The sequence below is a fragment of the Roseobacter sp. CCS2 genome (assembly GCF_000169435.1).
GTDB lineage: Bacteria > Pseudomonadota > Alphaproteobacteria > Rhodobacterales > Rhodobacteraceae > Yoonia.
Genome location: NZ_AAYB01000010.1, coordinates 17,432 through 41,259, shown reverse-complemented (window position 1 = coordinate 41,259; position 23,828 = coordinate 17,432). Strand labels below are relative to the sequence as shown.

The following is a 23,828-nucleotide window of genomic DNA, read 5'->3' as shown; positions in this document are numbered from 1 at the left end:
GTTTAGCGTGATAGTCGTTTCTCAGGGAGGCCCCTTTGCAAAAGGGGACATGAAGAGGGAGGCGATGAAATGGGCAAACGTGTCCTTTTGATCGAAGATGAGCCAAATATTATCGAGGCGATCAGCTTTATCCTCTCGCGTGATGGATGGACGGTACATACCCACGAAGACGGCACCTCTGCCATGGATAAGGTTCTCGCGTTGCCGCCCGATATGATCATTCTTGATGTGATGCTGCCGGGGCGCAGCGGCTTTGATATTCTGCGTGATCTGCGGGGCCATGATGTGACAAAGCAAACGCCCGTCATGATGCTGACAGCCCGCGGTCAAGACAAAGACCGTGATCTGGCGATGCGTTTGGGTGCAAACCTTTTTATGACCAAGCCGTTTTCCAACACCGAGGTGCGTGACCACGTGCGCCACCTGATGGAGGCATGAGCCGCAAGCCGACCACGCCGGTCTTTTTGCAGCGGGCCAGTTATCGTCAGCGGCGCGTCAGGGATGCGGCCAAGCTGTTGCCTTTTGTGGGTGTTGTTTTGCTGGCTATTCCATTGGCATGGACGGGCGGCGAGGGGGACGACCAGATCGGAGCATCCGGCCTTTTGTATGTCTTTGGTGTCTGGGTTCTGCTGATCGTTTTGACGGCTTTGCTGTCCAACCTGATGCGCGCTGACAGATCGCTGACAGCGCAGGACAAGCCAGAGGAATGACGTCCTTTAACGCCCTTATTGTAGTGGCGCTGGGCTATGTCGCGTTTCTTTTTGCAATCGCCTTTATCGCAGAGCGTCGGGCCGCTAATGGTCATTCCAACTGGCTGACATCGCCTTGGATTTATACACTATCGCTAAGTATCTATTGCACCGCCTGGACATTTTATGGCGCCGTTGGCTATGCCGCGCGGTCCGGGTTGGAGTTTGTAACGATATACCTTGGCCCAACCTTGGTGATGGTCGGTTGGTGGTGGATACTGCGGCGGCTGGTGCGGATTGGACGCGCACAAAGGATCACATCCATTGCTGATCTGGTATCATCGCGCTTTGGTAAATCAACCCAGTTGGGAATGATCGTGACGGTAATTTCGGTCATTGCCGGTACACCCTATATTGCGCTGCAATTGCAGTCGGTCACCCTGTCTTTTGCGGTCTTTGCGCAAAGCGAAGGGGTTAACTGGGATCAGCCCGACTTTGTAGTGACAGCCATGTGGGTGGCCGTTGGTTTGGCCGTCTTTACGATTATATTCGGCACGCGCAATTTGGACGCCAACGAACGCCACCACGGCGTTGTTATTGCCGTCGCGGCAGAGGCAGTCGTCAAACTGCTTGCGCTGGTTGCAGTGGGTGTCTTTGTGGTCTGGGGTATTGCCGGGGGACCGGGCGAAATGCTGGACCGCATTGATCAGTCTGAAATTGTTTTGTGGAACGAAGACAGCGGACGCTGGATTAGCCTGATCTTCCTTTCAGGGGCAGCATTTTTGTGTCTGCCGCGCATGTTTCAGGTGCTTGTTGTTGAAAATGCAGATGAACGTCACCTGCACATCGCAAGTTGGGCGTTCCCGCTGTATCTTTTTATGATGAGCCTTTTTGTCGTGCCGATCGCGGTGATTGGCCTTGATCTGCTTCCCGCTGGCAGCAACCCCGACCTGTTTGTACTGACTGTCCCGCTAAGCGAAGGGCGTGATGGTTTGGCAGTATTGTCATTTCTGGGTGGCTTTTCGTCTGCAACATCCATGGTCATTGTGGCCACCATCGCCTTGGCGACGATGGTGTCAAACCACATTGTTGTCCCGATTTGGTTGAACCGGCAAACCAATCAGCGCGCCGTCATGTCAGGCGACGTGCGTCATGTGATCTTGTTGGCGCGGCGGTTGTCGGTTGCCGGTATCATTGCGCTAGGTTTTTTTTACTACCGCATGTCAGGCGGCGGCACAGCGCTGGCCGCCATTGGTCTGATTTCCTTTACCGGCGCTGTGCAGATTCTGCCGGCCATGATTGGTGGAATTTTTTGGCGTGGGGCAACCGGTGTTGGTGCCGCAGCAGGGCTGATTACCGGGTTGGTGATCTGGCTGTGGACCCTTTTCTTGCCCAGTTTTGGCGTTGATGCCGTGATCAGTCAGACCGTGATGGACCAAGGGCTTTTCGGTCTGTCATGGCTACGGCCACAGGCGCTTTTTGGTGTCAGCGGTTTGGATCCTCTGGTGCATGGCATTCTGTGGTCAATGGTGCTGAATTCCGCAGTGTTCGTGATCTGCTCGCTTCTGACTTTTCCAGCCCCGTTAGAGCGGTTGCAAGGTGCGCAGTTCGTGAATGTCTTTGCCCATTCAAACGCCGCGCCTGCGTGGTCTGGTGCTGCAACCGGGGCGGAAGATCTGTTGATCATGGCGCAACGGATCATGGGCAGTAAACAAGCCCAGGCGCTTTTCACGCAAGAGGCTGCACGCCAAGGCAAGGTGGGCTACTTGCCCGAAGTGACACCTGATTTCATAGAACAGTTGGAACGCATCTTGGCCGGGTCAGTCGGTGCCGCCACCGCGCATGCGATGATCGCACAGTTGATTGGTGGCAGCAGCGTTTCAGTGGAAGACCTGATTGCGGTGGCGGACGAAGCGGCGCAAATTCTTGAATACTCAAATCAGTTGGAAGCCAAATCGCAAGAACAAGAACGCACGTCACGCGCTTTGCGCGCGGCCAATGACAAGCTGACCGCGCTGTCGATCCAAAAGGATGCCTTTCTAAGCCAGATCAGTCACGAATTGCGTACACCCATGACCTCAATCCGGTCATTTTCTGACATTCTGCGCGATGGTGAGATGAACGAGGAAGAACAAGGGCGTTATGCAAGCATCATCCACGATGAAGCTGTACGTCTGACCCGGCTTTTGGATGATCTGTTGGATCTATCGGTCCTTGAGAACGGACAGGTAGAGTTGCGCGAGCAATCGGGTGATTTGTCAGGCCTGTTGGATCGCGCTGTGCGGGCTGCCGGTACCCATGATGGTGTGTTGGATATCCGGCGTGACCTTGATCAGGAACAGTTGCAACTGTTTACTGATCTGGACCGGCTGACGCAGGTGTTTATCAACCTGATCGCCAATGCGCGTAAATATTGCGATGCGGATAATCCGATACTGGAAATCAAGGTACATCGGCAGGGGGGTGGCTACGTCGTTGATTTCATCGACAACGGTAGCGGCATCGCGCCCGAAAATCAGGATTTGATCTTTGAAAAATTTTCCCGCGTGGCTGACGGATCAAAGGCCGGTGGTGCGGGACTGGGCCTGGCGATTTGTCGTGAAGTCATGCACCGCCTTGGCGGGGATGTTTCTTATCTGTCGCGAACCAGCGGTGCTGCTTTTCGGGTCCAGTTACCGCAGGTCATAGATGTGGCGGCGTTAGAAGAAACGTAACGACTTTTCCGTATCACTGCTGCAGAACATCTGTGACAGGCCTATGACTGATAGCACACAAGTGACATTGCTGCGGCGGATGACCCGTCCGCAAGGGCAAGAGGTCGCGGATAACCCGCTGACCTCTTCTCGTGCTGTGCGGCTGGCGCTGACGAAAGCAGCAAATGATACCGTTGGTCTGGTCCTGACCGTGCAAAGTGTGGCGGAAGAGGTGACAAGCCTTGATGACATGCTGGGCACATTGGCAGACGAATTGATGTTGGTTGCATTGGAACGCGACGGTGGTCTGGCCGGTCTGATCGCGCTGGATATGGAAATGCGCGCGGCAGTGCTTGAGATGGAAACCATGGGCGCGGTGCTGGCCCACCCGGCTGAGGCGCGCGCGCCGACGCTGACTGATAAAACACTTTGCGATCCGCTGTTACAGGCATTCCTGTCGGCATTTCCGCTGGCCGTGCTGGACACGCCATTAGAAGGATGGATGGACAGCGTTGTATTGGGCCACAAAATAGAAAGCACGCGGGCTGCCGGATTGGTGTTGGCAGATCGTGATTACCGCATCGTGCGGCTAAGCGTGGACCTTGGCGTTGCAGAACGGCAAGCAGAACTGGTTATTGTGCTACCGGTTGTGCAGCATGCCCCGGAACCTGAAACGACGCCTGAGACGTTTTTCGACTGGGACAGCGACTTTCAGGACAGGGTTTCGGATGCACCAGCCCGTCTTGATGCTTTACTGCACCGCTTTCCGATATCGCTTGCCACAGCGCAGGGTTTGCAGGTCGGTTCGGTGCTGCCGTTGCCGGGATGCACCGTTAACTCTGTGCGCCTGCTGTCACCAGATGGTCATGAGGTCGCGCAGGCCAAGCTTGGGCAGATTGGTGGTTACCGCGCTGTCCGGCTTGAGGCGGCACCGGCGCCGCAACTGATCGAACTGCCGGGCACAACGGCCGACGTGGGCCAATCTTTGCCTGATGCGATGGACGTTGATCTTGGGGGCGGCGATGTATTGGGTGATGTGCCTCATATGGATGATGGGCTTGCGTCCGGCGAAGTGGCGGAGGCTGCAATGGATATCGACCTGATGTCTGGCGACATGCCCGAGATTGATGATCTGCCCTTTGACCCAGACGCGCTTTAACGGTTGGCTAAGGCTTCCAGCTGGGGGCGCATACCGCCCAGATCATAGCCTGCCGCAGATGTTGCAGCGATAATCTCATCTGCAGGCATTTCTGTTGCTTGGCCCAAGGCCCAGACGATGGAAGACCGCGTGCCAGATGCGCAATAGGCCAGCGTTGGTCCGTCAGAACCATCCGTAGCTGCCTTTTGGGTGTCGATCATCTCCATATTCATTCCTTGATGGGTGACGGGAATGATCACAAAGTTCAGACCGGCGGCCTTTGCGGCCGCTTCGATCACCGCTGCGTGGTGGCTTGGCGGCACCTCAGCATCGGGTCTGTTACAGATGACCGTGGTAAACCCCGCCTCGGCGATGGCTGCGATGTCCGCCACATCAATCTGGGGCGTGACGGCGTAAGTCGGGCTGAGGTGTCGAATATCCATGTGTCCTCCTAAACCGCGACGGCGGTTTGGTCCAGTCGGCTGCGCAGCTTTGGTGTGATCATCATGCCGGTCACCATGGCCACAATAAAGATGACGCCACCAGTGCCCCCGAAACTAAGCGATGCAACCGCCGGACCTGGGCAAAGACCCGAAAGGCCCCAGCCCATACCAAAAAGGGTTGAACCAAGTATCAGATTGCGGCCCAGCTTTGGTTCTGGCGGCGTTGGAAAGGCCGCGCCCAAAACTGGTTTGCGCCCAATCGTAAACCGCCACGCAACAGCCATAGGAACGATCGCGCCGCCCATTACAAAGGCCAGCGTCGGGTCCCAATCGCCAAAGACATCAAGCCACCCTTGCACTTTGGTCGTGTCGGTCATGCCTGATACCAACAAGCCAAGTCCAAACAGCGATCCCACCAAGAACGAGATGAATGCCCGCATCAGATCACCCCCAAAAGATGTTTGAAAATCACGACCGTCAGACCGCCCGCACCAATGTAATACGCAGTCGCGACGATGCCGCGCAACGACAGGCGTGAGATACCGCAGACACCGTGGCCGGACGTACAGCCATTGGCCAATCGCGTGCCAACGCCGACAAGCAGGCCGGCCACGATAATGATCGCCCAATTCCCGGTTAGATGCGTCTCAGTACCGCCCACGATAAATGTGGCGATCCCCGGAACGATGATCAGGCCAGCAATCAGTGCAGCGCGTTCGATCCAATCATGCCGGCCGCTTCCATCCACAAGACCGCCAATAATCCCCGAGGCCCCCATAATGCGCCCGTTCACAAGCAGATAAATGGCCGCAGCCACCCCGATAAGCACGCCACCAGCGAGCCCCATGATCCAATCCATAGGCATCATTTTGTCCTGTTCTGATCGTCGTCTCTAGAGTGCGTTGATCGGCACTTTGAAATAGCTTTGACCGTTCTCTTCCGGTTCGGGCATATGCCCGGCGCGCATATTGGTTTGCAGCGACGGCAGGATCAGGCGCGGCATGCCAAGCTTGGCGTCACGCGCCTCGCGCATCGTTACGAATTCATCCAGCGGTCGTCCTTCGCCGATATGCACGTTCAGCGCCTTTTGTTCACCCACCGTGGTTTCCCATGCAAATTCATCGCGCCCGGGTGCTTTGTAATCATGGCCTACGAAGATGCGTGTATCATCAGGTAAGGCCAGAATTTTCTGGATAGAGGCATAAAGATCTTCTGCCGATCCACCGGGGAAGTCGCAGCGCGCGGTGCCAAAGTCGGGCATAAAGAGTGTATCACCCACGAACGCCGCATCGCCAATCACATAGGTCAGGCAGGCAGGCGTATGGCCCGGCGTATGCAGCACATCGGCACGCATCTGACCAATGTGAAAGCTGTCATCTTCTTCAAAAAGCGCATCAAACTGCGACCCGTCCCGTTGAAAGGCGGTGCCTTCGTTAAAGACTTTGCCAAAAGTATCCTGCACAACCGTGATATTGGCACCAATGCCAATCTTGCCACCAAGATGTTCTTGCAAATAAGGGGCTGCGGAAAGGTGGTCGGCATGGACGTGGCTTTCGAGGATCCATGCAACCTGAAGATCTTCTGATTTGATCCAAGCGATGATTTCATCAGCCGATTGTGTGTTCGTACGACCTGCCGCCTGATCATAGTCAAGAACGCTGTCGATAATGGCACAAGTGCGTCCTTCCGGTTCTTGGACGGCGTAGGATACGGTATTGGTGGCCGTGTCGAAGAATGCTTTCACTTTGGGTGTCATATCGAATCTCCTGTCCAAGCACAGAATAAGCTTTTTAGGACACATTTCAATGTTGAAATGTTTTATTCGGAACGCTACCATGACATCATGGACAATATGACGACGTTTCGCGATGACCCGATGGATGCTGCCGCCGCAGATGCAGCTGACCTTCTTAAATCACTGTCGAACGCAGGCCGCTTGCGCATTCTTTGTGCACTGGTGCCCGGTGATTTAACAGTGAGAGAGCTTGAAACAGCATTGGGTGCCAGCCAATCCTATGTGTCCGGTCAGCTTTTGCGCCTGCGCAACGAAGGACTTGTCGCCTGCGAAAGGAACGGGCGCAGCATGCGCTATCGTTTGTCGGACCCGCGGGTCAGGCCGTTATTGGAACGGATCTACGAATTGTTCTGCCCAGAGGTATAGGGTGCCAGTTCGGCCCGTGCGACCTGCCTGCGATGTACGGCATCCGGTCCGTCAGCTAATCTGAGTGTGCGCAGATGCGTCCATTGCCGCGCGAGCGGCGTGTCTTGTGATACGCCTGCAGCGCCGTGCATTTGTATGGCTTGATCGGTGATATCAAGCGCGACCTGCGGTGCTATGACCTTGATCTGACTAATCCATGGTGCGGCGGCTTTCTTATCGCCCTGATCCATCATCCACGCGGCTTTCAGACACAATAGACGCGCCTGTTCGATATCCATTCGCGCCTTTGCGATAATGTCAAAGTTTTCGCCCAGTTGTGCCAGCGGTTTGCCGAACGCTTCGCGTGCGGTGGCACGTGTGCAAAGCAGCTCCAACGCTTTTTCAGCCTGCCCAATCGCGCGCATGCAGTGGTGAATGCGACCCGGTCCAAGCCGCCCCTGCGCAATTTCAAACCCGCGCCCTTCGCCCAGCAAAAGGTTCTTGGCTGGTACGCGCACATTGTCATAGCGGAAATGCATATGCCCGTGGGGCGCGTCATCGTGTCCATATACCTCCATTGCGCGCAGTTTTGCGATCCCGGGCGTGTCGGCGGGCACCACGATCATGGAATGTTGCTGATGCTTTGGCCCGTCAAAGCGCGTGCGCACCATCACGATATGCACGGCACAACGCGGATCGCCTGCACCCGTTGCCCACCATTTCTGGCCGTTCAGAACATAGTGATCACCGTCGCGTTCGCAGCGCATGGCGATATTGGTGGCGTCTGAACTGGCGACATCGGGTTCTGTCATCAGATAGGCCGACCGTATCGCACCTGCCATCAATGGCTTTAGCCACTGTTCCTTCATCGCATCGGTGCCGTAGCGTGCGAATACTTCCATGTTACCAGTGTCAGGGGCATTGCAGTTAAACACCTCTGCGGCCAAATGGGATTTGCCCATCTCTTCGGCCAGATAGGCATATTCAACGGTATTGAGTTGCGGGCCGTCACGGAACGTATCCCAGAAATTCCATAGGTCGCGCGCTTTTGCCGTTGCCTTCAACCCTTCCAGGATTTCGGTCTGGCGCGGGGTAAAGGTCCAACGGTCACCAACGTTCACTTCGGCCAAAAATTCCACGTCCAGCGGTGCAATCTCATCTGCGATCATGGCTGTGACAGCTGCCAGTACCGGTTTCAGCCGTTCGGTTTGTCCCAGATCCATCATCGCGCCTCATGTATTGGTTGCGCTATCGTGCATCCTCGCATCGGGGTGTCAATCAATGGTTGCACATGGGTGGGTAGGGGCCCCTAATGGGGCCATGAAAGAAGCTGCACAAAACCTAGGGATCAGTCTGCCTGATCTGGATACTTACCTCACGCAATCCATTGCCGAATTTGAAGGACTGAAAGAGGTCATCAAGTTCGGTACAGGCCAATCAAACCCCACTTTTCAGCTGAACGCTGAAAGCGGAACCTATGTGTTGCGTAGCAAACCACCGGGGCGGCTGTTGCCGTCTGCACATGCGGTTGACCGGGAATTCCGCGTGATGCGCGCTTTGGCTGAAACAGAGGTGCCTGTTCCCGAAGTCTTGCATCTGGCGCAGGCTGAAACTTCACCCAGCAGGCGGGCGTTCTTTGTTATGCGCTACCTGCCGGGGCGCATTTTCTGGGACCCGGCGCTGCCAGACTGTCCTAATGATGAAAGATCAGCGATCTATGACGCGATGAACAGGGCTTTGGCTGCGTTACATGATGTGGATGTCGATGCTGTGGGGCTAGGGGATTACGGCAAACCGGGCAACTATTTTGCGCGACAGTTGGAGCGTTGGCGCAGTCAGTATCTGGCGTCAGTTGATGAACCAAGCGCTGCGATGTCCGAGATTATATCATGGCTTGGCGCACATATGCCCGCTGATGACGGAAAAGTCGCGCTGGTGCACGGCGATTGGCGGCTTGATAATATGATCTTTCAACCGGATAGCTCTGATGTGGCGGGCGTGCTGGATTGGGAACTGTCCACCTTGGGTCACCCGATGGCCGATCTTGCCTATCAATGCATGCAGTGGCGATTACCAAACCAAGGGGACATGCGCGGGCTGGCCGGAGTGGACCGCGCCGCCCTGGGCCTGCCAAGCGAGGCGCAATATGTGGCCGATTACGCCGCCCGCCGTGGGATTGGACAGATCGAAAACTGGTCGTTTTATTTGGTCTTTGCTTTCTTCCGGTTGGCCGCAATCCTTGCAGGTGTTGCCGCACGTGCTGCGGCTGGCAATGCGTCAAACCCGGCGATGGCGCGAAAATACGGTGCGGCTGTTCCGGCACTGGCGGCAATGGCCACAATCGTGATGCACGAAGGGGCCGAGCTTTAGCCCAGCATCACGCCTACAATAACCGCCATCAGACCAATCATTGATACAAAAAGGGCGCCCAGATTAATCGGCAAAATCTTGGAAATCCGCGCGCGCAATTCCGCGTCTGGCAGGTTTGCGCGTTTGGCCCGCGCCACAGCCACGATGCTGTAAACAATGCCGCATAGCCCCATAACCGACAGGGCCGCACCAATCCACACGACAATTTCCATGACCACTCCGCTGTTTTGGTCGATCTATCGCGCGGTGCGACACTGCGCAAGGGTTGCAGGCCACGGGGGCAGGGGCTAGTCAATGGCAACCTTTCAGGAGAGCATCATGAACGATTCCGTGACCGAGACCGCAAGCACCGTTGCCGGACAAGAACTGCGTCAGTTCGTGGAACGCTATGAGCGGTTGGAAGCAGAGAAGAAAGACATCGCCGACGCGCAAAAAGAGGTGATGGCCGAAGCCAAAGGGCGCGGCTACGACACCAAGGTGCTGCGCAAGATCGTAGCGATCCGCAAACGCGACGCAAACGATCTAGCTGAAGAAGAGGCAGTGATGGATATGTATAAGGCCGCCCTTGGCATGTAAGGCCTAATCGAAGGGTAGGATCAGTTCGACCCCTTCCATTGCCGCGATGACATCAAGATCAGCCTCATAGGCATCCGTGATTGTTGCCACGACAGTTTCATCCAGCTGCGGCAGGCTAATGCTGTCTTCGACCAAGTCAGGCAAAGCATGTTCCTCAAGCACCTCGGCGATCAGCGTTTGACGTGCATCTATATCGGCAGGGTCAGTATCGACGATCCGGGCCAGAAAGCCTTGCATACCTTCAGGGCTGATGATGTTTGAAAGCACGTCATACTGCCCGGTGATGGGGGTATCGACAGAAACGCCTGCCAAAAGGCGGATCAGTTCTTCCCATATCAAGGGCGTGTCTTCATTGCACCAGACATAAAGCGGGGTGTTAGGGGCGGCCAGTTTGATCCGCCGAATGACATCGGACCACAGCACCTCAACCGGCGACAGAACACCCAGATAATGGGCCAGACTTTGCACACCCGCGCGTGTCGCTGTGTCTTGCAGAAAACTGGCCGGGTGCCGCATCCCCAGAAACAGGGTGATATCGTCGTTGGGAAACAGCGCGTGTAAGCCGCGCACCTTCTTTTCAGCCTGATGATAAAAGACGCTGTGGTCAAAGATCCGCTTTGGGATCGTGATAAAGTTGTCATTGCTCAGCACAAGCCGCTTGATCTCATCATCTTCAACAATGGCATCCAACAGCACATCGCGGGCATCCGCGGTTGGTGCGCCCTCGGCAAGCATTTCAATCGCTTCGCGGATCAATTTGCGGTACTTACCCGGGCCGGGCACCGCTGTGCCTTGCTGAAGAAACGTATCGGCATTCTTAAGTACCGATTTCAGCAGCCGGTCTTCATCCGTACAATTCGCGCCGATATGAAATGCGATCTGCATGAATGGCCCTTTAGCTTAATTATTCGAAGGTCATCATAGGCGGATTTTTCAGGTGCGAAAGCGTGATAACCCGACGCGCGCGGGCGCCCCCCGAAGCCGCGATGATTTTTTGCAGTTGCAGAGCGAAAACACCATTGCACATCTGCGTTTCCCCCTGCTATACGCCGCGCATTCGGTTCAACCGATCCACCGCAAGCGGTGTACCAGTGCCCCTATAGCTCAGCTGGTAGAGCAACTGATTTGTAATCAGTAGGTCCGCGGTTCGAGTCCGTGTGGGGGCACCATTAAAACTCTTAGAGAACAATTGGTTGTGAGTTAATCAAAGGATGGGCTGCTGGCTATTCAGTTGTGCTTTGCAACGTTGATAGAGTTGACAAGTTGTCGAACGGCCATGAGGCGTGGAGATCGACAACGGAGTACTCTTGGCGAATAGCCTGGCCAACGGATGTGTTGGGCGGGTGGATGATCGGGGCGGCATGGGCGCTGTAGTGCGGGATTATCGCAAAATGCTTAGGTCAACGTGAGCGCGATGCATCACTGTCGCTGGATGACGGAACGTTTGCGCGTGTAGCAGGCACTTGGATGTCGTAAAATCCAATCAACTTCATGAATACGTGGCACGGGTGCTATCCGCTTCTTCGAAGACAACCGTGGTTGTTTTGGCGCCAGATAATTTGACGCATGTTCAGCCACCGTCGCGCACTTCCCTGACCCAGGCGACTAGACTTGCGCGCGCCTCTAGGTCCATCTGAACCGCATTGGGTGGTGGCATGGCGTGGCTGACGCCGGCCTGCAGGTAGATCGCGCTTGCGTGCCGTGCCACGTCGCTGGGCGTTTCCAGATAAACGCCTTTGGGTGCCCATTGCATGTTGCCCCAGGCAGGTTCGCGGGCGTGGCACATGGAACAGTTGCCGATCACTGCGTTATAGGCGTCTTCGAAACCCTCTGCCGACGCGAACTTTTGTTCATATGCGGTCAAATCGCGCGCCTCTGCTTCCTGCCAGGTGTCGCCTGTGCGCACGGTCGATAACCATGCAATGACGATCATCAGCAACACGGTCACAGCCCATGTCCAATGCGGCCCTTTGCCGGTTTTGTGCATGGTGTTGAAGTAGTGTCGGATGGTGACGCCTGTCAGAAAGATCAGGCTGGCAATGATCCACGCATATTCAGTTCCAAAGGCTAGCGGGTAATGGTTCGACAGCATCAGAAACACGACGGGCAGCGTCAGATAGTTGTTGTGGGTTGATCGCACCTTGGCAATCTTGCCGTATTTGGCGTCTGGCGTGCGTCCTGCCTTAAGGTCTTCGACCACAATCTGCTGGTTTGGCATGATCTGAAAGAACACATTGGCGGTCATGATCGTCGCAGTAAATGCACCAAGATGAAGCAGGGCGGCCCGCCCCGTGAACACCTGATTGTAGCCCCATGACATGATCACAAGAATGACGAACAACAACAGCATCAGCACCGTTGGGCTGTCGCTTAGTTTGGATTTGCACATCGCGTCATAAAGCAGCCAACCGATGGTCAGCGACCCACCAGAGATCAGGATGCCTTGCCACAGCGTCAGATCAGCTTTGGTCGGATCAAGAAGATAAAGCGCGCCACCCACCCAATAGATGATCATCAAAAGTGCCGCACCCGACAGCCACGTCGCATAGCTTTGCCATTTGTGCCACGTCAGATGTTCGGGCATCTCGGCAGGGGCGACCATATATTTGGTGGTGTGATAAAAGCCGCCGCCGTGCACTTCCCATTCTTCACCAGATGCCCCTTCGGGCAGATTTGGCGCCGGTTTCAGCATCAGATCAAGTGCGATAAAATAGAATGATGCGCCGATCCACGCCATTGCGGTGATGACGTGCAACCAGCGGACCGAAAAAGCGATCCAGTCCCAAAAAATTGCAAGGTCATACATGGCGCTTCCTCTCTTCGTGCGATTCACAGGCAGGCTATCGCATCTGATATTGTTCTGGTATCTCGGCCTTAGGCCAAACAGCATCAAAAAAACCAAGTAAATGTCTTATCTCGATAACATCCAGACTTTTGTGCGCGTCTATGAGTTGGGCAGCATGTCGGCCGCAGCACGTGACATGCGTATTTCTGCGGCAGTGACGTCGGCGCGAATCTCTCAGCTAGAGCAACATCTTGGGGTCCGTCTATTCCAGCGGACGACCCGTAGTTTGACGGCAACAGAGCAAGGACAGGCCTTTTATGGCGGCGCTTGTGATGTGCTGGAAGCAGTGGCAAGCGCCGAAACGCAAATCGTCGATATCACGGATAATCCCAAAGGGTCGCTCTACGTCGCGGCCCCATTGGGCGTCGGGCGACGTTTGATTGCGCCCCATGTGCCAGAGTTTTTAAGGCTTTACCCTGATATCAACATGCGTCTGCGTTTGACTGACAGAAAGGTTGATCTGACAACCGAAGGGCTCGACCTTGCCTTCTTTTTAGGCCAACCAGAGGACAGTAACCTGCGTATTCGTAAGATCGCGGATGTTCAGCGCATCTTATGTGCTTCACCGGCATATATTCGCACCAAGGGTAATCCTGCGGATGGTGACGCGCTGATTGCAGACAACCACGAATGCATAAACCTGCGTTATCCGGGTGTCGCAGAGTTTCAGTGGCGCTTGATGACCGGCGAAGGGGCAAAGCGTTTTCGCGTCACCGGACGGTTTGAATCCGATGATGGTGATGTATTGACCGACTGGGCACTGAGCGGAAACGGCATCGTGATGAAACCACTCTTTGAGGTGTCAGACCATATCAAAGCCGGGCGGCTTGTACCTGTGGCGGTCGACACACCACCTGAGCCGATCCAGATGGCATGTCTATTCACGCATCGTCGGGGGCAGGACCCCAAGTCGCGCTTGTTCATGGAGTTCATGATCGAACGCATCAGTGTGGCTGTGCAGACTTAGTGGGCACGCACCCTAGCTTCCGCGATAAGTCGAATACCCGAATGCCGACAACAGCAGCGGCACGTGATAATGCGATGCCTCTGACATACCAAACCGTAAAGGTATGACGTCTAGAAAGCGCGGGGCCTCGGGTGGGGTGCCTGTTGCGTCAAGGTAGGCACCTGCGTGGAACACCAACTCATACATGCCGACTTCGAATTTGTCGCTGGGCAGGATCTGTTCATCCGTGCGGCCATCATCATTGGTCACGAGCGTCTTGAGGTGTGTGCGGCTGTCGCCATCAATCTTGAAGAGCTCAATTTTTAGCCCCTCAGCGGGGCAACCACGGGCCGTGTCCAGAACATGGGTCGTCAAATAACCAGTCATTGCATCTCTCCTTTAAGCGTTGACTTGCTTTTGCCAGACCCGAAGATGAACAGCAAAGCTTCGCATTCAAGAGGGTCCTTTAGCTTTTATTTGAAAAGCAAACCCATTGAATTGGTTTAGAGAAGACTCAATGACTGCATAAGGAACCTGATAAGTGACCCGTTACCCGCGCGACATGACCGGTTATGGTGCGACACCACCACAGGCAAACTGGCCACATAGCGCAAAGATTGCTGTGCAGATTGTCCTGAACTACGAAGAGGGCGGCGAAAATAACGTTCTTCATGGTGATCCAGCCTCTGAAGCGTTTCTGTCAGAGATCACAGGTGCGTCCGCCTGGCCCGGTCAGCGCCACTGGAACATGGAAACCATCTATGAATACGGATCGCGTGCCGGTTTTTGGCGTCTTCACCGTTTGATGGGTGACTTGCCTGTTACGGTTTACGGTGTAGCCACAGCCTTGGCCCGCGCACCTGAACAGGTCGCCGCGATGAAATCATCAGGCTGGGAGATTGCCAGCCACGGCCTGAAGTGGGTCGAACACAAAGACATGCCCGAAGACGAAGAGCGCGCGCAAATCATAGAGGCGATCCGTCTGCATACGGAAGTCACAGGTGAAGCGCCGCGCGGGTGGTACACCGGGCGCTGTTCCAACAACACCGTGCGATTGGCGGCTGAAACAGGCCAGCTTGCCTATGTCGCTGATAGCTACGCCGATGATCTGCCCTATTGGATGCGCTTTGGTCGCAAAGACCAATTGATTGTGCCCTACACGATGGATTGCAACGATATGCGCTTTGCCATTCAGGCCGGATTTACCACCGGGGATCAGTTCGAAAGCTATCTCAAAGACAGCTTTGATATGCTTTACGCCGAAGGTGGGGCAGGGGCGCCAAAGATGTTGTCGATCGGGTTGCACTGCCGCCTGATGGGCCGTCCAGGGCGGGCTGCGGCGCTGCAACGTGTCATCGACTACATGAAATCCCATGAAGATGTCTGGTTTGCGACCCGGTTGGAAATCGCTGAACACTGGACAAAGGAATATCCGCCAATCACCCGATCACGCCCGTCCGAGATGGATTGCGATACCTTTGTTTCCGAATTTGGCAGTATCTTCGAGCATAGCTCTTGGATTGCCGAAGGGGCGCATACGCTTGAGTTGGGCCCGACACATGACACCGCGCAAGGCGTACACAACGCGCTCGCACGTATTTTCCGCAGCGCAACAGAAGAACAGCGTCTGAGCGTGCTGACGGCGCACCCCGATCTGGCGGGCAAATTGGCTGCTGCGGGCGAATTGACAGCCGAAAGTACCGCTGAACAGGCAGGTGCCGGGCTTGATCTGTTGACGAACGCTGAACGCGAGATGTTCCAGGGGCTGAATGCACAATATGTGGACCGCCATGGCTTTCCGTTCATTATTGCCGTCAAAGACAACGACAAAGCGTCCATCTTGGCCGCGTTCCACCGCCGCATTGATAATGACCGCGCCACCGAATTCGCCGAGGCCTGCCGGCAGGTCGAACGCATCGCCGAATTGCGGCTGATCGAGAAGCTGGGCTGATGGGGCAGGTATTACATCTTGAACCATTGACCCAAGAGGCGTTTGCGCCGTTTGGGGACGTGCTGGAGGTTGCGGGCGATCCTGACAAGATCATCAATCAGGGGCTATGTGGCCGTTATCATGATCTGGCAAATATTGACATCGTTGGCGGGCGTGCGGGCATCAGCCTGTTCAGTGCAGAACCGCGTCAGTTTCCGATCACATTGGATATGGTTGAACGTCACCCAGACGGCAGCCAGGCCTTTCTGCCCATGAGCCACCATCCATTTGTTGTTGTCGTAGCCCCTGACGATGACGGGACACCGGGCCAGCCACGCGCATTTATCACGACGGCGGGGCAGGGGATCAATTTCGGCCGCGGCACATGGCACGGGGTGCTGACCCCGATCCATGCGCCCGGATTATTCGCTGTTGTAGATCGGATCGGGAGCGGTCCAAACCTGCAAGAACATTGGTTTAATACACCGTTCACGATTCAACGGTAACGACACTCGCCAGCAAGGAAAGACTGGCAGATACGTCCAAAGGGAGGGACATGAACTATGGCTGACAATTCCATCGGGACCCCGGAGCAACTGCGCGATCCCAATTATACACCAGCACTTTACAAAGCCGTGCCACTTGGCATCCAGCATGTTCTGGCGATGTTCGTATCCAACATCACGCCAGCGATCATCATCGCCGGGGCCGCTGGTTTCGGCTTTGGGTCTGACGCAGGCGCGCAGGGTTTCCCTGACATGACGTATCTGATCCAGATGTCGATGTTGTTTGCGGGCATCGCGACACTGTTTCAAACAATCGGCTTTGGTCCGGTCGGTGCACGTTTGCCAATCGTACAAGGGACATCGTTTGCATTCATTCCAATCATGATTCCTCTGGTCGCTGGTAAAGGTGTCGAAGCCATGCCTGCGCTCTTTGGTGGTGTCGTGATTGGTGGTTTGTTCCACGCGTTCATTGCAACATTTATTGGCAAGATCCGCTTTGCCTTGCCGCCATTGGTCACAGGTCTGGTTGTGACGATGATTGGTCTCGCACTCGTGAAGGTTGGTATCCAATACGCCGCCGGCGGTGTTCCTGCGATCAATTCGCCAGAGTACGGTTCGCTATTGAACTGGTCTGCGGCACTTGTTGTCGTCTTCGTAACATTGGCGTTGAAGTTCTACGCCAAGGGTATGTTGGCTGTGTCCGCTGTCGTGATCGGTATTATTGTCGGCTACTTTTATGCTTTGCTCATGGGTATGGTCACTTTTGAAGGCATCGCCACAAGCTGGGACCGCGCCGCTTTGGTTTCGTTCCCAAGCCCGTTCAAATACGGTTTTGAGATCAGCTTTGCAGCCGTCATCGGTTTCTGCCTGATGGCATTCGTATCTGCGGTTGAAACTGTGGGCGATGTCTCTGGTATCACCAAAGGTGGTGCTGGCCGTGAAGCCACCGAAAAAGAGATCACTGGCGCGACGTATGCCGATGGTGTTGGTTCTGCGCTGGCTGGTATCTTTGGCGGTTTCCCGAACACATCTTTCAGCCAGAACGTTGGTTTGATCGCGATGACAGGCGTCATGAGCCGTCATGTTGTCACCATCGGTGCAATCTTCCTGATCATCTGTGGCCTGATCCCGAAAGTGGGTGCCGTCATTCGCACGATCCCGATCGAGGTCCTTGGCGGCGGTGTGATCGTGATGTTCGGTATGGTTGTGGCGGCCGGTATTTCGATGCTGTCAGACGTGAAATGGAACCGGCGCAACATGGTGATCTTTGCGATTGCCTTGTCGGTTGGTCTGGGTTTGCAGCTTGATCCGAAAGCAGTTCAGTATCTGCCAGATACACTGCGCATTCTGATGACATCCGGTCTGCTGCCTGCCGCGTTGATCGCCATCGTGTTGAACCTGATCCTGCCGGAAGAACTGTCCGGTGAAGCGACAGAAGAAGTATCTGGTGGCATGCGAGGGCACGGCGAAGGATCTCTTGAAAAGGATTAAAGTCTGATCTTGGCAATAGAGGAAGGCCCGGTCTTTGGACTGGGCCTTTCGCACAGCTAACCCTAAGGGGAAATACAAAAGCCTTGCATTTGACATAAATTCGCCTGCCAAAAAACACCGTAGTACGGGATAAAATCTACAGTTGCTGTTTTGTGTTTGTTCGGAGTTCGCCTGGTGATGTTTCGTCAGTGTCTACATTCTCTTTATGATTTTGTGCCAAATTTGATGGCCCAATCCTGCATCAAAACCCAAACAGCACCTTGCCTGGCCGCGTATACGCAGTGTTTTGCTGCGGGATCGCGCCCGCATAATCTCCATAATTGATGAGTATAGTGATGATAAATCGTAGACATGCAATCGCATTGATGGCCGCCGCAGGATCAGCTTACGGTACTTCGACATTTGCGCAAGAATCCAAAAAAGTAGCGTTTATGCTGAATGGCACACCTGGCGATGTTGGGTGGAATTTTGAGCATGCGCGCGGCATTGAACAGGCGAAAGCTGCCTATGGTGATGCCGTGCAAATTGATACGTTCACGGACGTCAAAGAATGGGGCAATGGTGATGCCGAACAGCTGGAACAGTTGGTCGCCGCTGACTACGGAATGATTTTCGGATGCTCGTTTGGCTATATGCAGTCGATGATGCAGGCTGCGTTTGCGGCCCCGAATGTAAAGTTTGAACACTGCGGTGGATATGTGCGGGTCGCAAATCTGTCGACCTATTCGGCCCGTTGGTACGAGGGGCGCGTTCCGCAAGGCATTATTGCCGGCACGATGACTAAAACCAACAAAGTCGGATATCTGGCATCTTTTCCAATTCCACAAGTTTTGCGTGGCATCAATGCTGCCTATCTTGCTGCAAAATCTGTCAATCCAGACGTTGAGTTTGAAGTCGTTTGGCTAAACGCATGGTTCGCGCCCGAAAAGGAAGAGGCGGCGGCGCGGGACCTGATTGCGAATGGCGCGGACGTGCTTTTGGCGCATACCAACAGCACCAAACCAACCGAAGTTGCAGAAGAGTTGGGCGCTTTTGCCTTTGGTCAAGCCTCTGACATGACGGCTTATGGCCCCAACGCAACGTTGTCATCAACGATCAACAACTGGGGTCCATACTATGTACGCCGTATCGGTGCTATGTTGGATGGCACGTGGGAGACCGAAAATACGTGGGGCGGATTTGCGGATGAAATTATTGCAGCGGGCGCATTTTCCGATCAGATGGCGAACCGTACATTCCTGCAAGCGTCAGATACTGTTGAACGGTTAAGCAGTGGCCAAACGCACCCCTTTGTCGGTCCTATCCGTCGCCAAGACGGCTCGGCTTGGCTTGCCCCCGGTGAAACAGCGAGCGATCGTGACTTGCTGAAGATGGACTTTTTTGTACAAGGGATTTCCAGTGTTATCCCGTCGGGTGGGAATTGATGAGTATGCGAGGATTGAACAACATGAACGCAAGATCGACTGCAAAGCTTACCTGTTTGCTTTTTTTGGGTGCCGTAACGCCGATGACCGCAGCATATGCGGATGTCACCCTAACTGCATTGGATGGTAGTTTCGAAATGAAGGGTGCTTCAGTTACGTTTGATGACGAAAACTATTTTCTAGAGGGTCCTCAGGGCCAGTTGATCGTACAGCGCGAATTCGTGTCCTGTCTTGGCGATGGCTGCCCCGCCGAAGAGATCGCAAGCTCGGCTGTTGATGACAACAAGGTCGAACTGGTTTCGCTTGATGGGTCTTTCAGTCTAAGCGGAACCCTATTGGAAGTTACCACCGCAGATTTTGTCATCCAAACAGGCGACGGATCGGTTACTGTTCAGCGCGAATTCGTGACATGCAAGGGCGCCGCTTGCCCCAGTACGACAGTTGATAAAACGAACTTTGCCATTGCTGTTTCCAACACCGACGGTGCCAGCCTTTTGTCATCTATCATTGCTGAATTTGCAGCATCGAAAGATTTTGGTGTCACGCGTTTTGTCGGAGGTGAGGACATCGTATCGACAATCTTGATCGGCAACGAACAAGGTGAAGAAGTGGCAAACGTCCAACTTATTGAGATGGATACATCAGCTGCTATTCAGGCTGTGATGAACGGCAGTGTCACGATGGCGTTGACACAGGATGAAGTTTCAGCAGATGCCTTGGCCGAAATGACCGGGGTTGAGACAGATGATGTCAGCACGGTATTGAACGAAACGACCGTTGGCTTGGATGGAATTAGCTTTGTTACGAACCCAGACAACCGGATTAACGTGTTGGACTTGGAAAACCTGCGTTCAGTGCTGACTGGCGAAGTCACAAACTGGGCCGAACTTGGCGGCGCGGATGCGGCGATCAATGTGCATATGATGGCGCCAGGTGCTGGTGTTACCCAACAGTTGGCTGCGCGTTTGCTGAATGATGCCAGTTTGGCGGACGGACACAACATCGCTGAAACAACACAAGAACTCAATACTGCCGTCAAATCGGATCCTTATGCGCTGGGCGTTCTGTACCGGTCGCAGGTCGAAGATACGAAGACGCTCGACCTTGTCGGAAGCTGTGACATTTTCTTTGATAACAGTGATTTCTCAATCCAAACGGAAGAGTACCCTCTGACGGTGCGTTGGAACCAATACACGACGGTCACAGGTGACATGCCAGAGATTGCTGAAAATATCAGCGAATTCATTGCAACTGACTTTGGACAGCAAATTATTGCTGCCGAGGGCCTGATCGCACAAGAACTGCGCGTTCTGCCAATCAAAGATCAGGGTGGTCGGCTTTTGACCTCTGTTCTTGCCAGTGGTGACAGTCGTATCGCTGACGACGTTACGCGTACCTATTTGGCAGAGATCGCAAATGCGGAACGGCTTTCGACATCCCTTCGGTTTCTAACCGGACAGGCTGTTTTAGACACAAAAGCAATCGCCGATATCAAACGCATATCTAGCATTGTGCGTTCTGCTGAATACGAAGGCTATGAAGTGCTTGTTTTCGGATTTACCGACTCGGTTGGTACGATCAACAACAACATTGCGTTGGCTGAACGCCGCGCGCAAACTGTCAAAGACGTCTTAATTGCTGAAAATGCAGGCATTCTAGATGATGAAACAGTATCGATCTTTGGCATGGGGCCAATCGCACCGGTAAACTGTAACGATACATCTGTCGGGCGTGATCTAAACCGTCGCGTGGAAGTTTGGATTCGCCCACGCGCGTAAAAGTTGTTAACGTCGTCATTGGGCGCATGTTGCGTCCAATGACATTTATTTAGTTTCGGGTGAATCGTAATGCGACTTTTCCTTATCGCAGGTATTTTGACAGCGGCAGCGGCGTTGTTTTTTGTGGCGGTTCAAGCAATCGAAAGCAGAGTCGCCGTCGGTCAAGACCAAGAAGCGCTTATTGCTCTTGAGGCGCTACGGTCCGAAGAGGTTGCTGCGCGCGCTGCGTTAGAAGCCAAAGTTGCTGACAGCCTCACGACTATTGCCGGGTTTGAAGCCCAGCAGGCAGCGCAGATCGCTACCCTAGAATCAGTGCAGACCGAAAACGTGCGACTGGAAGGCGCGCTCACAGATGCACTTGCACGCTTCGCCTCAGCGGAAGAGGTGGCGCAGGCGCTGCAACTGGAAAATGATGCTCTTGAAGATCAGGTTAAATTGCTTGGCGAAGAGGTTGCGCAGTTTACCCAGAATCTGGCTAATACCGAGGATCTGATGGTCAGTGCCAATAAGACTGCCGATGAAAGCGAAGCGGCAGTCACCGCTCTTGAGAAACAGCTTTCGGACCTTCAGGCTATTGCCGATGGCTACATCGAACGTATAGCCGAACTAGAGGACGCGAACAGCGCGCTAGTCGTCCCTGATGCGCCGATTGCGAATATTGAAACGGATGTGCGTAGACGCATGGCGACGTCTGCGACCCAAGATGAACGTGATCAACCAAGCGCTGAGCCCGAAACCATGGTTGCGGTCGCCGCAACGCCAGAGCCGCCCGTGCCAAATACGTTGACCCAGCCCGATGCGAGCGATGAAATCGCCACCGTCGAAGAACCGGCCATTGTGGCCGAGTGCAATGCGCGTACTACCGCTGTTTTTGCCGATCAACAAATCACATTTGTTGATGACACCGATGCCATTGCTGCGTCATCAGCCACGGCGCTTGAAGCACTCGCTCGTGTTGCTGTCGAATGCGCTCAGAATGATCTGATCGTAACCATTGCTGTGCACACAAATGAAGATAAGGACGCTGTGGATATTATTGCGCTAAGCAATGGGCGCGCGGCGGCACTGCGCAATTTCCTTGGTACGCGTGGGCTACCGGCGAACTCGATGGGTATCATGGGTCATAATGCAATCCAGACCACTGATATTGATGATCTGTCAATGGGATCAACAGCGACATTTAGTTGGCAGCAGCGCTAACATAAAAAAAGATGTGAGGAAATTATGGTGTCAAATCTCGCCGCTGAAGTACTGATATATATGTCCTGCGCATTTCTCTTGGGCCTTGGACTGGGTTGGGTCGCGTGGCGAATTGGACGCGAGCAAGAACGGAAATCCTTGGTGTCCCAAGTCAATTTCTGGGAAACGCAATTGGAAGAGGCACGACGCCAGCGTGACGCTGACATCGGCATGATCGATGTCTTGCGTAAAGAGAAGGTGAACTTGAAGAAACGTGTTGCATCACTGATGTCCAGGCCATCAGTTGACGAGCCGTAATAGGACATCCGACCCTGCCATATTTAGTCCGCGCGGTGTTATCCCCGGCGTGACGATATGGCAGCGGTGACCCATACCCATCAGGATCGGTTCAACCTCAAGCCCGCGTGCGGCGCCTGCAGTGTCAGTGTTGGTATAGATCAGCAAAGTAAGGCGTAGCTTATCCGTTTCTAGCATCTTCCGCACATCGTTCAGATACCAATGGTATTGACCAAAGAGCGGCAGATCATGCTATCTGCATCATCGCTTTGGCAAGGTGAGTGGTGAACCTAGGCAAGGGAAGAAGGTCCAAGTTCGGGCGCTGTCGCTGCCGACAAACTCTGCTATTCGGCAGCTACCTTTTGGGGAAACGCCTGCGTATTAGACCCGGATGCGACGGGTAAGCCCATGTGGCGATTGACGTCCTTGTACAGCAAATAGCGGAACTTGCCCGGCCCACCTGCGTAGCAAGCTTGCGGGCAAAAGGCGCGCAGCCACATGTAATCGCCTGCTTCAACTTCGACCCAGTCTTGGTTCAAGCGGTAAACGGCTTTGCCTTCCAGCACGTAAAGCCCATGTTCCATCACATGTGTTTCAAGGAACGGGATAACTGCCCCCGGTTCAAAGGTCACCACAGTGACATGCATGTCATGTCGCAGGTCGGTTGGGTCCACAAAGCGCGTGGTCGCCCATTTACCGTCCGTATCAGGCATGACAGTCGGTGCGATCTCATTCTCATTGGCGATAACGACGTCCGGCAGATCCAGACCGGGGACAGCTTCATATGCTTTGCGGATCCAGTGAAAACGCAGCATATCGTCGGATTGATTGTGCAATGTCCAGGCGATACCAGGCGGCAAAAATGCATAGCCGCCCGATTCAAGAACATGGGTTTCCCCGTTGACCGTCAAGGTCGCTTGGCCTTCGACCACAAAAAGCACAGCTTCGGCACGGGCGTCCGTTTCGGGATGATCTGAACCACCGCCGGGTGACACTTCCATGATGTATTGTGAAAATGTTTCGGCGAATCCGCTTAGCGGGCGGGCAATGACCCAAAGCCGCGTCTTATCCCAAAAGGGCAAGAAACTAGTCACGATATCGCGCATCGTCCCTTTCGGGATCACGGCATAGGCGTCCGTGAAAACGGCACGATCTGTTAGAAGCTGATCTTGACCGGGGTGACCGCCGGTAGGCGCGAAATACTTGCCTGACATGCTGGCTCCTGCTGTATAATATTACTTGCGAATATGCGGGTACGGATCGGGCGTTGCCACCCATCAAACAGTGACAGGACCTATCGGTTTGTTTTGATAATGTGTCATCGGGCAACAATGAAATTCGAGTATCGCCGCCAGTTTTACTGAAATTTGGCTTCTCCGTATT

Annotated in this window: 25 protein-coding genes and 1 tRNA gene; 15 read left to right on the top strand and 11 right to left on the bottom strand. The window is 54.4% G+C overall.

Features of this window, described 5'->3' with window-relative positions:
- Positions 1-69 precede the first annotated feature (69 nt).
- From RCCS2_RS17625 to RCCS2_RS17610, 4 genes are read left to right on the top strand one after another with little or no spacing between them, the layout of a single operon-like run.
- Positions 70-438: a response regulator transcription factor gene (locus RCCS2_RS17625; RefSeq protein ID WP_008236862.1), complete on the top strand. Its 369-nt coding sequence runs from the start codon at positions 70-72 to the stop codon at positions 436-438.
- Positions 435-710 (top strand): hypothetical protein, encoded by a 276-nt coding sequence (locus RCCS2_RS17620; protein WP_008236861.1) that lies wholly within the window; start codon positions 435-437, stop codon positions 708-710. The genes RCCS2_RS17625 and RCCS2_RS17620 overlap by 4 nt, the downstream gene beginning before the upstream one ends.
- Positions 707-3,403 (top strand): sensor histidine kinase, encoded by a 2,697-nt coding sequence (locus tag RCCS2_RS17615; protein WP_008236860.1) that lies wholly within the window; start codon positions 707-709, stop codon positions 3,401-3,403. Before RCCS2_RS17620 ends, RCCS2_RS17615 begins: the two co-directional genes overlap by 4 nt.
- A 43-nt stretch (positions 3,404-3,446) precedes the next feature.
- The gene (locus tag RCCS2_RS17610) at positions 3,447-4,541 is read left to right on the top strand and encodes a FliM/FliN family flagellar motor switch protein (RefSeq protein WP_008236858.1); all 1,095 of its coding nucleotides are present in this window, start codon (positions 3,447-3,449) and stop codon (positions 4,539-4,541) included.
- On the opposite strand, the gene RCCS2_RS17605 is transcribed toward RCCS2_RS17610, so the two are convergent.
- From RCCS2_RS17605 to RCCS2_RS17590, 4 genes are read right to left on the bottom strand one after another with little or no spacing between them, the layout of a single operon-like run.
- A complete protein-coding gene (locus RCCS2_RS17605) occupies positions 4,538-4,963 on the bottom strand; it encodes a TIGR01244 family sulfur transferase (protein ID WP_008236856.1) in 426 nt (141 codons plus the stop codon). The genes RCCS2_RS17610 and RCCS2_RS17605 overlap by 4 nt on opposite strands.
- An 8-nt stretch (positions 4,964-4,971) precedes the next feature.
- Positions 4,972-5,403, bottom strand: a complete 432-nt coding sequence (locus tag RCCS2_RS17600; RefSeq protein ID WP_008236854.1) for a DUF6691 family protein — start codon at positions 5,401-5,403, stop codon at positions 4,972-4,974.
- On the bottom strand, positions 5,403-5,828 hold the full coding sequence (locus tag RCCS2_RS17595; protein ID WP_037294525.1) for a YeeE/YedE family protein: 426 nt from the start codon (positions 5,826-5,828) through the stop codon (positions 5,403-5,405). The genes RCCS2_RS17600 and RCCS2_RS17595 overlap by 1 nt, the downstream gene beginning before the upstream one ends.
- A gap of 27 nt (positions 5,829-5,855) precedes the next feature.
- Positions 5,856-6,719: an MBL fold metallo-hydrolase gene (locus RCCS2_RS17590; protein WP_008236850.1), complete on the bottom strand. Its 864-nt coding sequence runs from the start codon at positions 6,717-6,719 to the stop codon at positions 5,856-5,858.
- A gap of 87 nt (positions 6,720-6,806) precedes the next feature.
- On the opposite strand from RCCS2_RS17590, the gene RCCS2_RS17585 reads away from it, so the two are divergent.
- On the top strand, positions 6,807-7,124 hold the full coding sequence (locus RCCS2_RS17585; RefSeq protein WP_037294543.1) for an ArsR/SmtB family transcription factor: 318 nt from the start codon (positions 6,807-6,809) through the stop codon (positions 7,122-7,124).
- Here the strand turns inward: RCCS2_RS17585 and RCCS2_RS17580 are convergent.
- Positions 7,097-8,326: an acyl-CoA dehydrogenase family protein gene (locus tag RCCS2_RS17580; protein WP_037294524.1), complete on the bottom strand. Its 1,230-nt coding sequence runs from the start codon at positions 8,324-8,326 to the stop codon at positions 7,097-7,099. The two genes, RCCS2_RS17585 and RCCS2_RS17580, sit on opposite strands and share 28 nt — an antisense overlap.
- 97 nt (positions 8,327-8,423) lie before the next feature.
- Between RCCS2_RS17580 and RCCS2_RS17575 the strand changes: the two genes are divergently transcribed.
- Complete coding sequence (locus RCCS2_RS17575; RefSeq protein WP_008236844.1) at positions 8,424-9,473, top strand: phosphotransferase; 1,050 nt, start codon at positions 8,424-8,426, stop codon at positions 9,471-9,473.
- Here the strand turns inward: RCCS2_RS17575 and RCCS2_RS17570 are convergent.
- On the bottom strand, positions 9,470-9,685 hold the full coding sequence (locus tag RCCS2_RS17570) for a hypothetical protein (protein WP_008236843.1): 216 nt from the start codon (positions 9,683-9,685) through the stop codon (positions 9,470-9,472). The two genes, RCCS2_RS17575 and RCCS2_RS17570, sit on opposite strands and share 4 nt — an antisense overlap.
- A 106-nt stretch (positions 9,686-9,791) precedes the next feature.
- Here RCCS2_RS17570 and RCCS2_RS17565 point away from each other — a divergent pair, with 106 nt between their 5' ends.
- Positions 9,792-10,049: a DUF2312 domain-containing protein gene (locus tag RCCS2_RS17565; protein ID WP_037294541.1), complete on the top strand. Its 258-nt coding sequence runs from the start codon at positions 9,792-9,794 to the stop codon at positions 10,047-10,049.
- A gap of 3 nt (positions 10,050-10,052) precedes the next feature.
- Here the strand turns inward: RCCS2_RS17565 and RCCS2_RS17560 are convergent, their stop codons facing one another.
- A complete protein-coding gene (locus RCCS2_RS17560; RefSeq protein WP_008236839.1) occupies positions 10,053-10,934 on the bottom strand; it encodes a hypothetical protein in 882 nt (293 codons plus the stop codon).
- A 208-nt stretch (positions 10,935-11,142) separates the two neighbouring features.
- On the opposite strand from RCCS2_RS17560, the gene RCCS2_RS17555 reads away from it, so the two are divergent.
- Positions 11,143-11,218 (top strand) — tRNA-Thr (locus RCCS2_RS17555).
- A gap of 401 nt (positions 11,219-11,619) precedes the next feature.
- Here RCCS2_RS17555 and RCCS2_RS17550 read toward each other — a convergent pair.
- Positions 11,620-12,855 (bottom strand): urate hydroxylase PuuD, encoded by a 1,236-nt coding sequence (locus RCCS2_RS17550; protein WP_008236835.1) that lies wholly within the window; start codon positions 12,853-12,855, stop codon positions 11,620-11,622.
- 100 nt (positions 12,856-12,955) lie between these two features.
- On the opposite strand from RCCS2_RS17550, the gene RCCS2_RS17545 reads away from it, so the two are divergent.
- Positions 12,956-13,861 (top strand): LysR family transcriptional regulator, encoded by a 906-nt coding sequence (locus tag RCCS2_RS17545; RefSeq protein WP_008236833.1) that lies wholly within the window; start codon positions 12,956-12,958, stop codon positions 13,859-13,861.
- A 12-nt stretch (positions 13,862-13,873) separates the two neighbouring features.
- On the opposite strand, the gene uraH is transcribed toward RCCS2_RS17545, so the two are convergent.
- Entirely contained in the window at positions 13,874-14,227 is a 354-nt protein-coding gene (gene uraH, locus RCCS2_RS17540; protein ID WP_008236827.1) for a hydroxyisourate hydrolase, read from the bottom strand.
- Positions 14,228-14,381: 154 nt separating this feature from the next.
- Between uraH and puuE the strand changes: the two genes are divergently transcribed.
- The 6 genes from puuE (at position 14,382) to RCCS2_RS17510 (ending at position 22,169) form a co-directional block, all read left to right on the top strand.
- A complete protein-coding gene (gene puuE, locus RCCS2_RS17535; protein ID WP_008236825.1) occupies positions 14,382-15,791 on the top strand; it encodes an allantoinase PuuE in 1,410 nt (469 codons plus the stop codon).
- On the top strand, positions 15,791-16,276 hold the full coding sequence (locus tag RCCS2_RS17530) for an ureidoglycolate lyase (RefSeq protein WP_008236823.1): 486 nt from the start codon (positions 15,791-15,793) through the stop codon (positions 16,274-16,276). Before puuE ends, RCCS2_RS17530 begins: the two co-directional genes overlap by 1 nt.
- 57 nt (positions 16,277-16,333) lie before the next feature.
- Positions 16,334-17,767, top strand: coding sequence for a nucleobase:cation symporter-2 family protein (locus RCCS2_RS17525; protein WP_008236821.1), 1,434 nt, complete (start codon positions 16,334-16,336; stop codon positions 17,765-17,767).
- A 335-nt stretch (positions 17,768-18,102) separates the two neighbouring features.
- Positions 18,103-19,191, top strand: a complete 1,089-nt coding sequence (locus tag RCCS2_RS17520; protein ID WP_008236819.1) for a BMP family ABC transporter substrate-binding protein — start codon at positions 18,103-18,105, stop codon at positions 19,189-19,191.
- A 23-nt stretch (positions 19,192-19,214) separates the two neighbouring features.
- Entirely contained in the window at positions 19,215-20,969 is a 1,755-nt protein-coding gene (locus RCCS2_RS17515; RefSeq protein WP_198007065.1) for a phosphate ABC transporter substrate-binding/OmpA family protein, read from the top strand.
- A 69-nt stretch (positions 20,970-21,038) separates the two neighbouring features.
- Entirely contained in the window at positions 21,039-22,169 is a 1,131-nt protein-coding gene (locus RCCS2_RS17510) for a hypothetical protein (RefSeq protein ID WP_008236815.1), read from the top strand.
- A 279-nt stretch (positions 22,170-22,448) separates the two neighbouring features.
- Here RCCS2_RS17510 and RCCS2_RS18240 read toward each other — a convergent pair whose 3' ends face one another.
- A complete protein-coding gene (locus RCCS2_RS18240) occupies positions 22,449-22,643 on the bottom strand; it encodes a hypothetical protein (protein ID WP_008236810.1) in 195 nt (64 codons plus the stop codon).
- Positions 22,644-22,789: 146 nt separating this feature from the next.
- A complete protein-coding gene (locus RCCS2_RS17500; protein WP_008236808.1) occupies positions 22,790-23,659 on the bottom strand; it encodes a bifunctional allantoicase/(S)-ureidoglycine aminohydrolase in 870 nt (289 codons plus the stop codon).
- Between the last annotated feature and the right edge of the window lie 169 nt (positions 23,660-23,828).

Excerpts from the sequence above, each read along its gene's own strand:
- RCCS2_RS17620 (WP_008236861.1), top strand. The coding sequence starts at position 435 with ATGAGCCGCAAGCCGACCACGCCGGTCTTTTTGCAGCGGGCCAGTTAT.
- RCCS2_RS17530 (WP_008236823.1), top strand. The coding sequence starts at position 15,791 with ATGGGGCAGGTATTACATCTTGAACCATTGACCCAAGAGGCGTTTGCG.
- RCCS2_RS18240 (WP_008236810.1), bottom strand. The coding sequence starts at position 22,643 with ATGCTAGAAACGGATAAGCTACGCCTTACTTTGCTGATCTATACCAAC.
- RCCS2_RS17595 (WP_037294525.1), bottom strand. The coding sequence starts at position 5,828 with ATGCCTATGGATTGGATCATGGGGCTCGCTGGTGGCGTGCTTATCGGG.
- RCCS2_RS17615 (WP_008236860.1), top strand. The coding sequence starts at position 707 with ATGACGTCCTTTAACGCCCTTATTGTAGTGGCGCTGGGCTATGTCGCG.
- RCCS2_RS17600 (WP_008236854.1), bottom strand. The coding sequence starts at position 5,403 with ATGCGGGCATTCATCTCGTTCTTGGTGGGATCGCTGTTTGGACTTGGC.
- RCCS2_RS17625 (WP_008236862.1), top strand. The coding sequence starts at position 70 with ATGGGCAAACGTGTCCTTTTGATCGAAGATGAGCCAAATATTATCGAG.
- RCCS2_RS17580 (WP_037294524.1), bottom strand. The coding sequence starts at position 8,326 with ATGGATCTGGGACAAACCGAACGGCTGAAACCGGTACTGGCAGCTGTC.
- RCCS2_RS17610 (WP_008236858.1), top strand. The coding sequence starts at position 3,447 with ATGACTGATAGCACACAAGTGACATTGCTGCGGCGGATGACCCGTCCG.
- RCCS2_RS17510 (WP_008236815.1), top strand. The coding sequence starts at position 21,039 with ATGCGACTTTTCCTTATCGCAGGTATTTTGACAGCGGCAGCGGCGTTG.
- RCCS2_RS17565 (WP_037294541.1), top strand. The coding sequence starts at position 9,792 with ATGAACGATTCCGTGACCGAGACCGCAAGCACCGTTGCCGGACAAGAA.
- RCCS2_RS17520 (WP_008236819.1), top strand. The coding sequence starts at position 18,103 with ATGATAAATCGTAGACATGCAATCGCATTGATGGCCGCCGCAGGATCA.
- RCCS2_RS17545 (WP_008236833.1), top strand. The coding sequence starts at position 12,956 with ATGTCTTATCTCGATAACATCCAGACTTTTGTGCGCGTCTATGAGTTG.
- RCCS2_RS17575 (WP_008236844.1), top strand. The coding sequence starts at position 8,424 with ATGAAAGAAGCTGCACAAAACCTAGGGATCAGTCTGCCTGATCTGGAT.
- uraH (WP_008236827.1), bottom strand. The coding sequence starts at position 14,227 with ATGACTGGTTATTTGACGACCCATGTTCTGGACACGGCCCGTGGTTGC.
- RCCS2_RS17515 (WP_198007065.1), top strand. The coding sequence starts at position 19,215 with ATGAACGCAAGATCGACTGCAAAGCTTACCTGTTTGCTTTTTTTGGGT.
- RCCS2_RS17605 (WP_008236856.1), bottom strand. The coding sequence starts at position 4,963 with ATGGATATTCGACACCTCAGCCCGACTTACGCCGTCACGCCCCAGATT.
- RCCS2_RS17500 (WP_008236808.1), bottom strand. The coding sequence starts at position 23,659 with ATGTCAGGCAAGTATTTCGCGCCTACCGGCGGTCACCCCGGTCAAGAT.
- RCCS2_RS17570 (WP_008236843.1), bottom strand. The coding sequence starts at position 9,685 with ATGGAAATTGTCGTGTGGATTGGTGCGGCCCTGTCGGTTATGGGGCTA.
- RCCS2_RS17585 (WP_037294543.1), top strand. The coding sequence starts at position 6,807 with ATGGACAATATGACGACGTTTCGCGATGACCCGATGGATGCTGCCGCC.
- RCCS2_RS17550 (WP_008236835.1), bottom strand. The coding sequence starts at position 12,855 with ATGTATGACCTTGCAATTTTTTGGGACTGGATCGCTTTTTCGGTCCGC.
- RCCS2_RS17560 (WP_008236839.1), bottom strand. The coding sequence starts at position 10,934 with ATGCAGATCGCATTTCATATCGGCGCGAATTGTACGGATGAAGACCGG.
- RCCS2_RS17525 (WP_008236821.1), top strand. The coding sequence starts at position 16,334 with ATGGCTGACAATTCCATCGGGACCCCGGAGCAACTGCGCGATCCCAAT.
- RCCS2_RS17590 (WP_008236850.1), bottom strand. The coding sequence starts at position 6,719 with ATGACACCCAAAGTGAAAGCATTCTTCGACACGGCCACCAATACCGTA.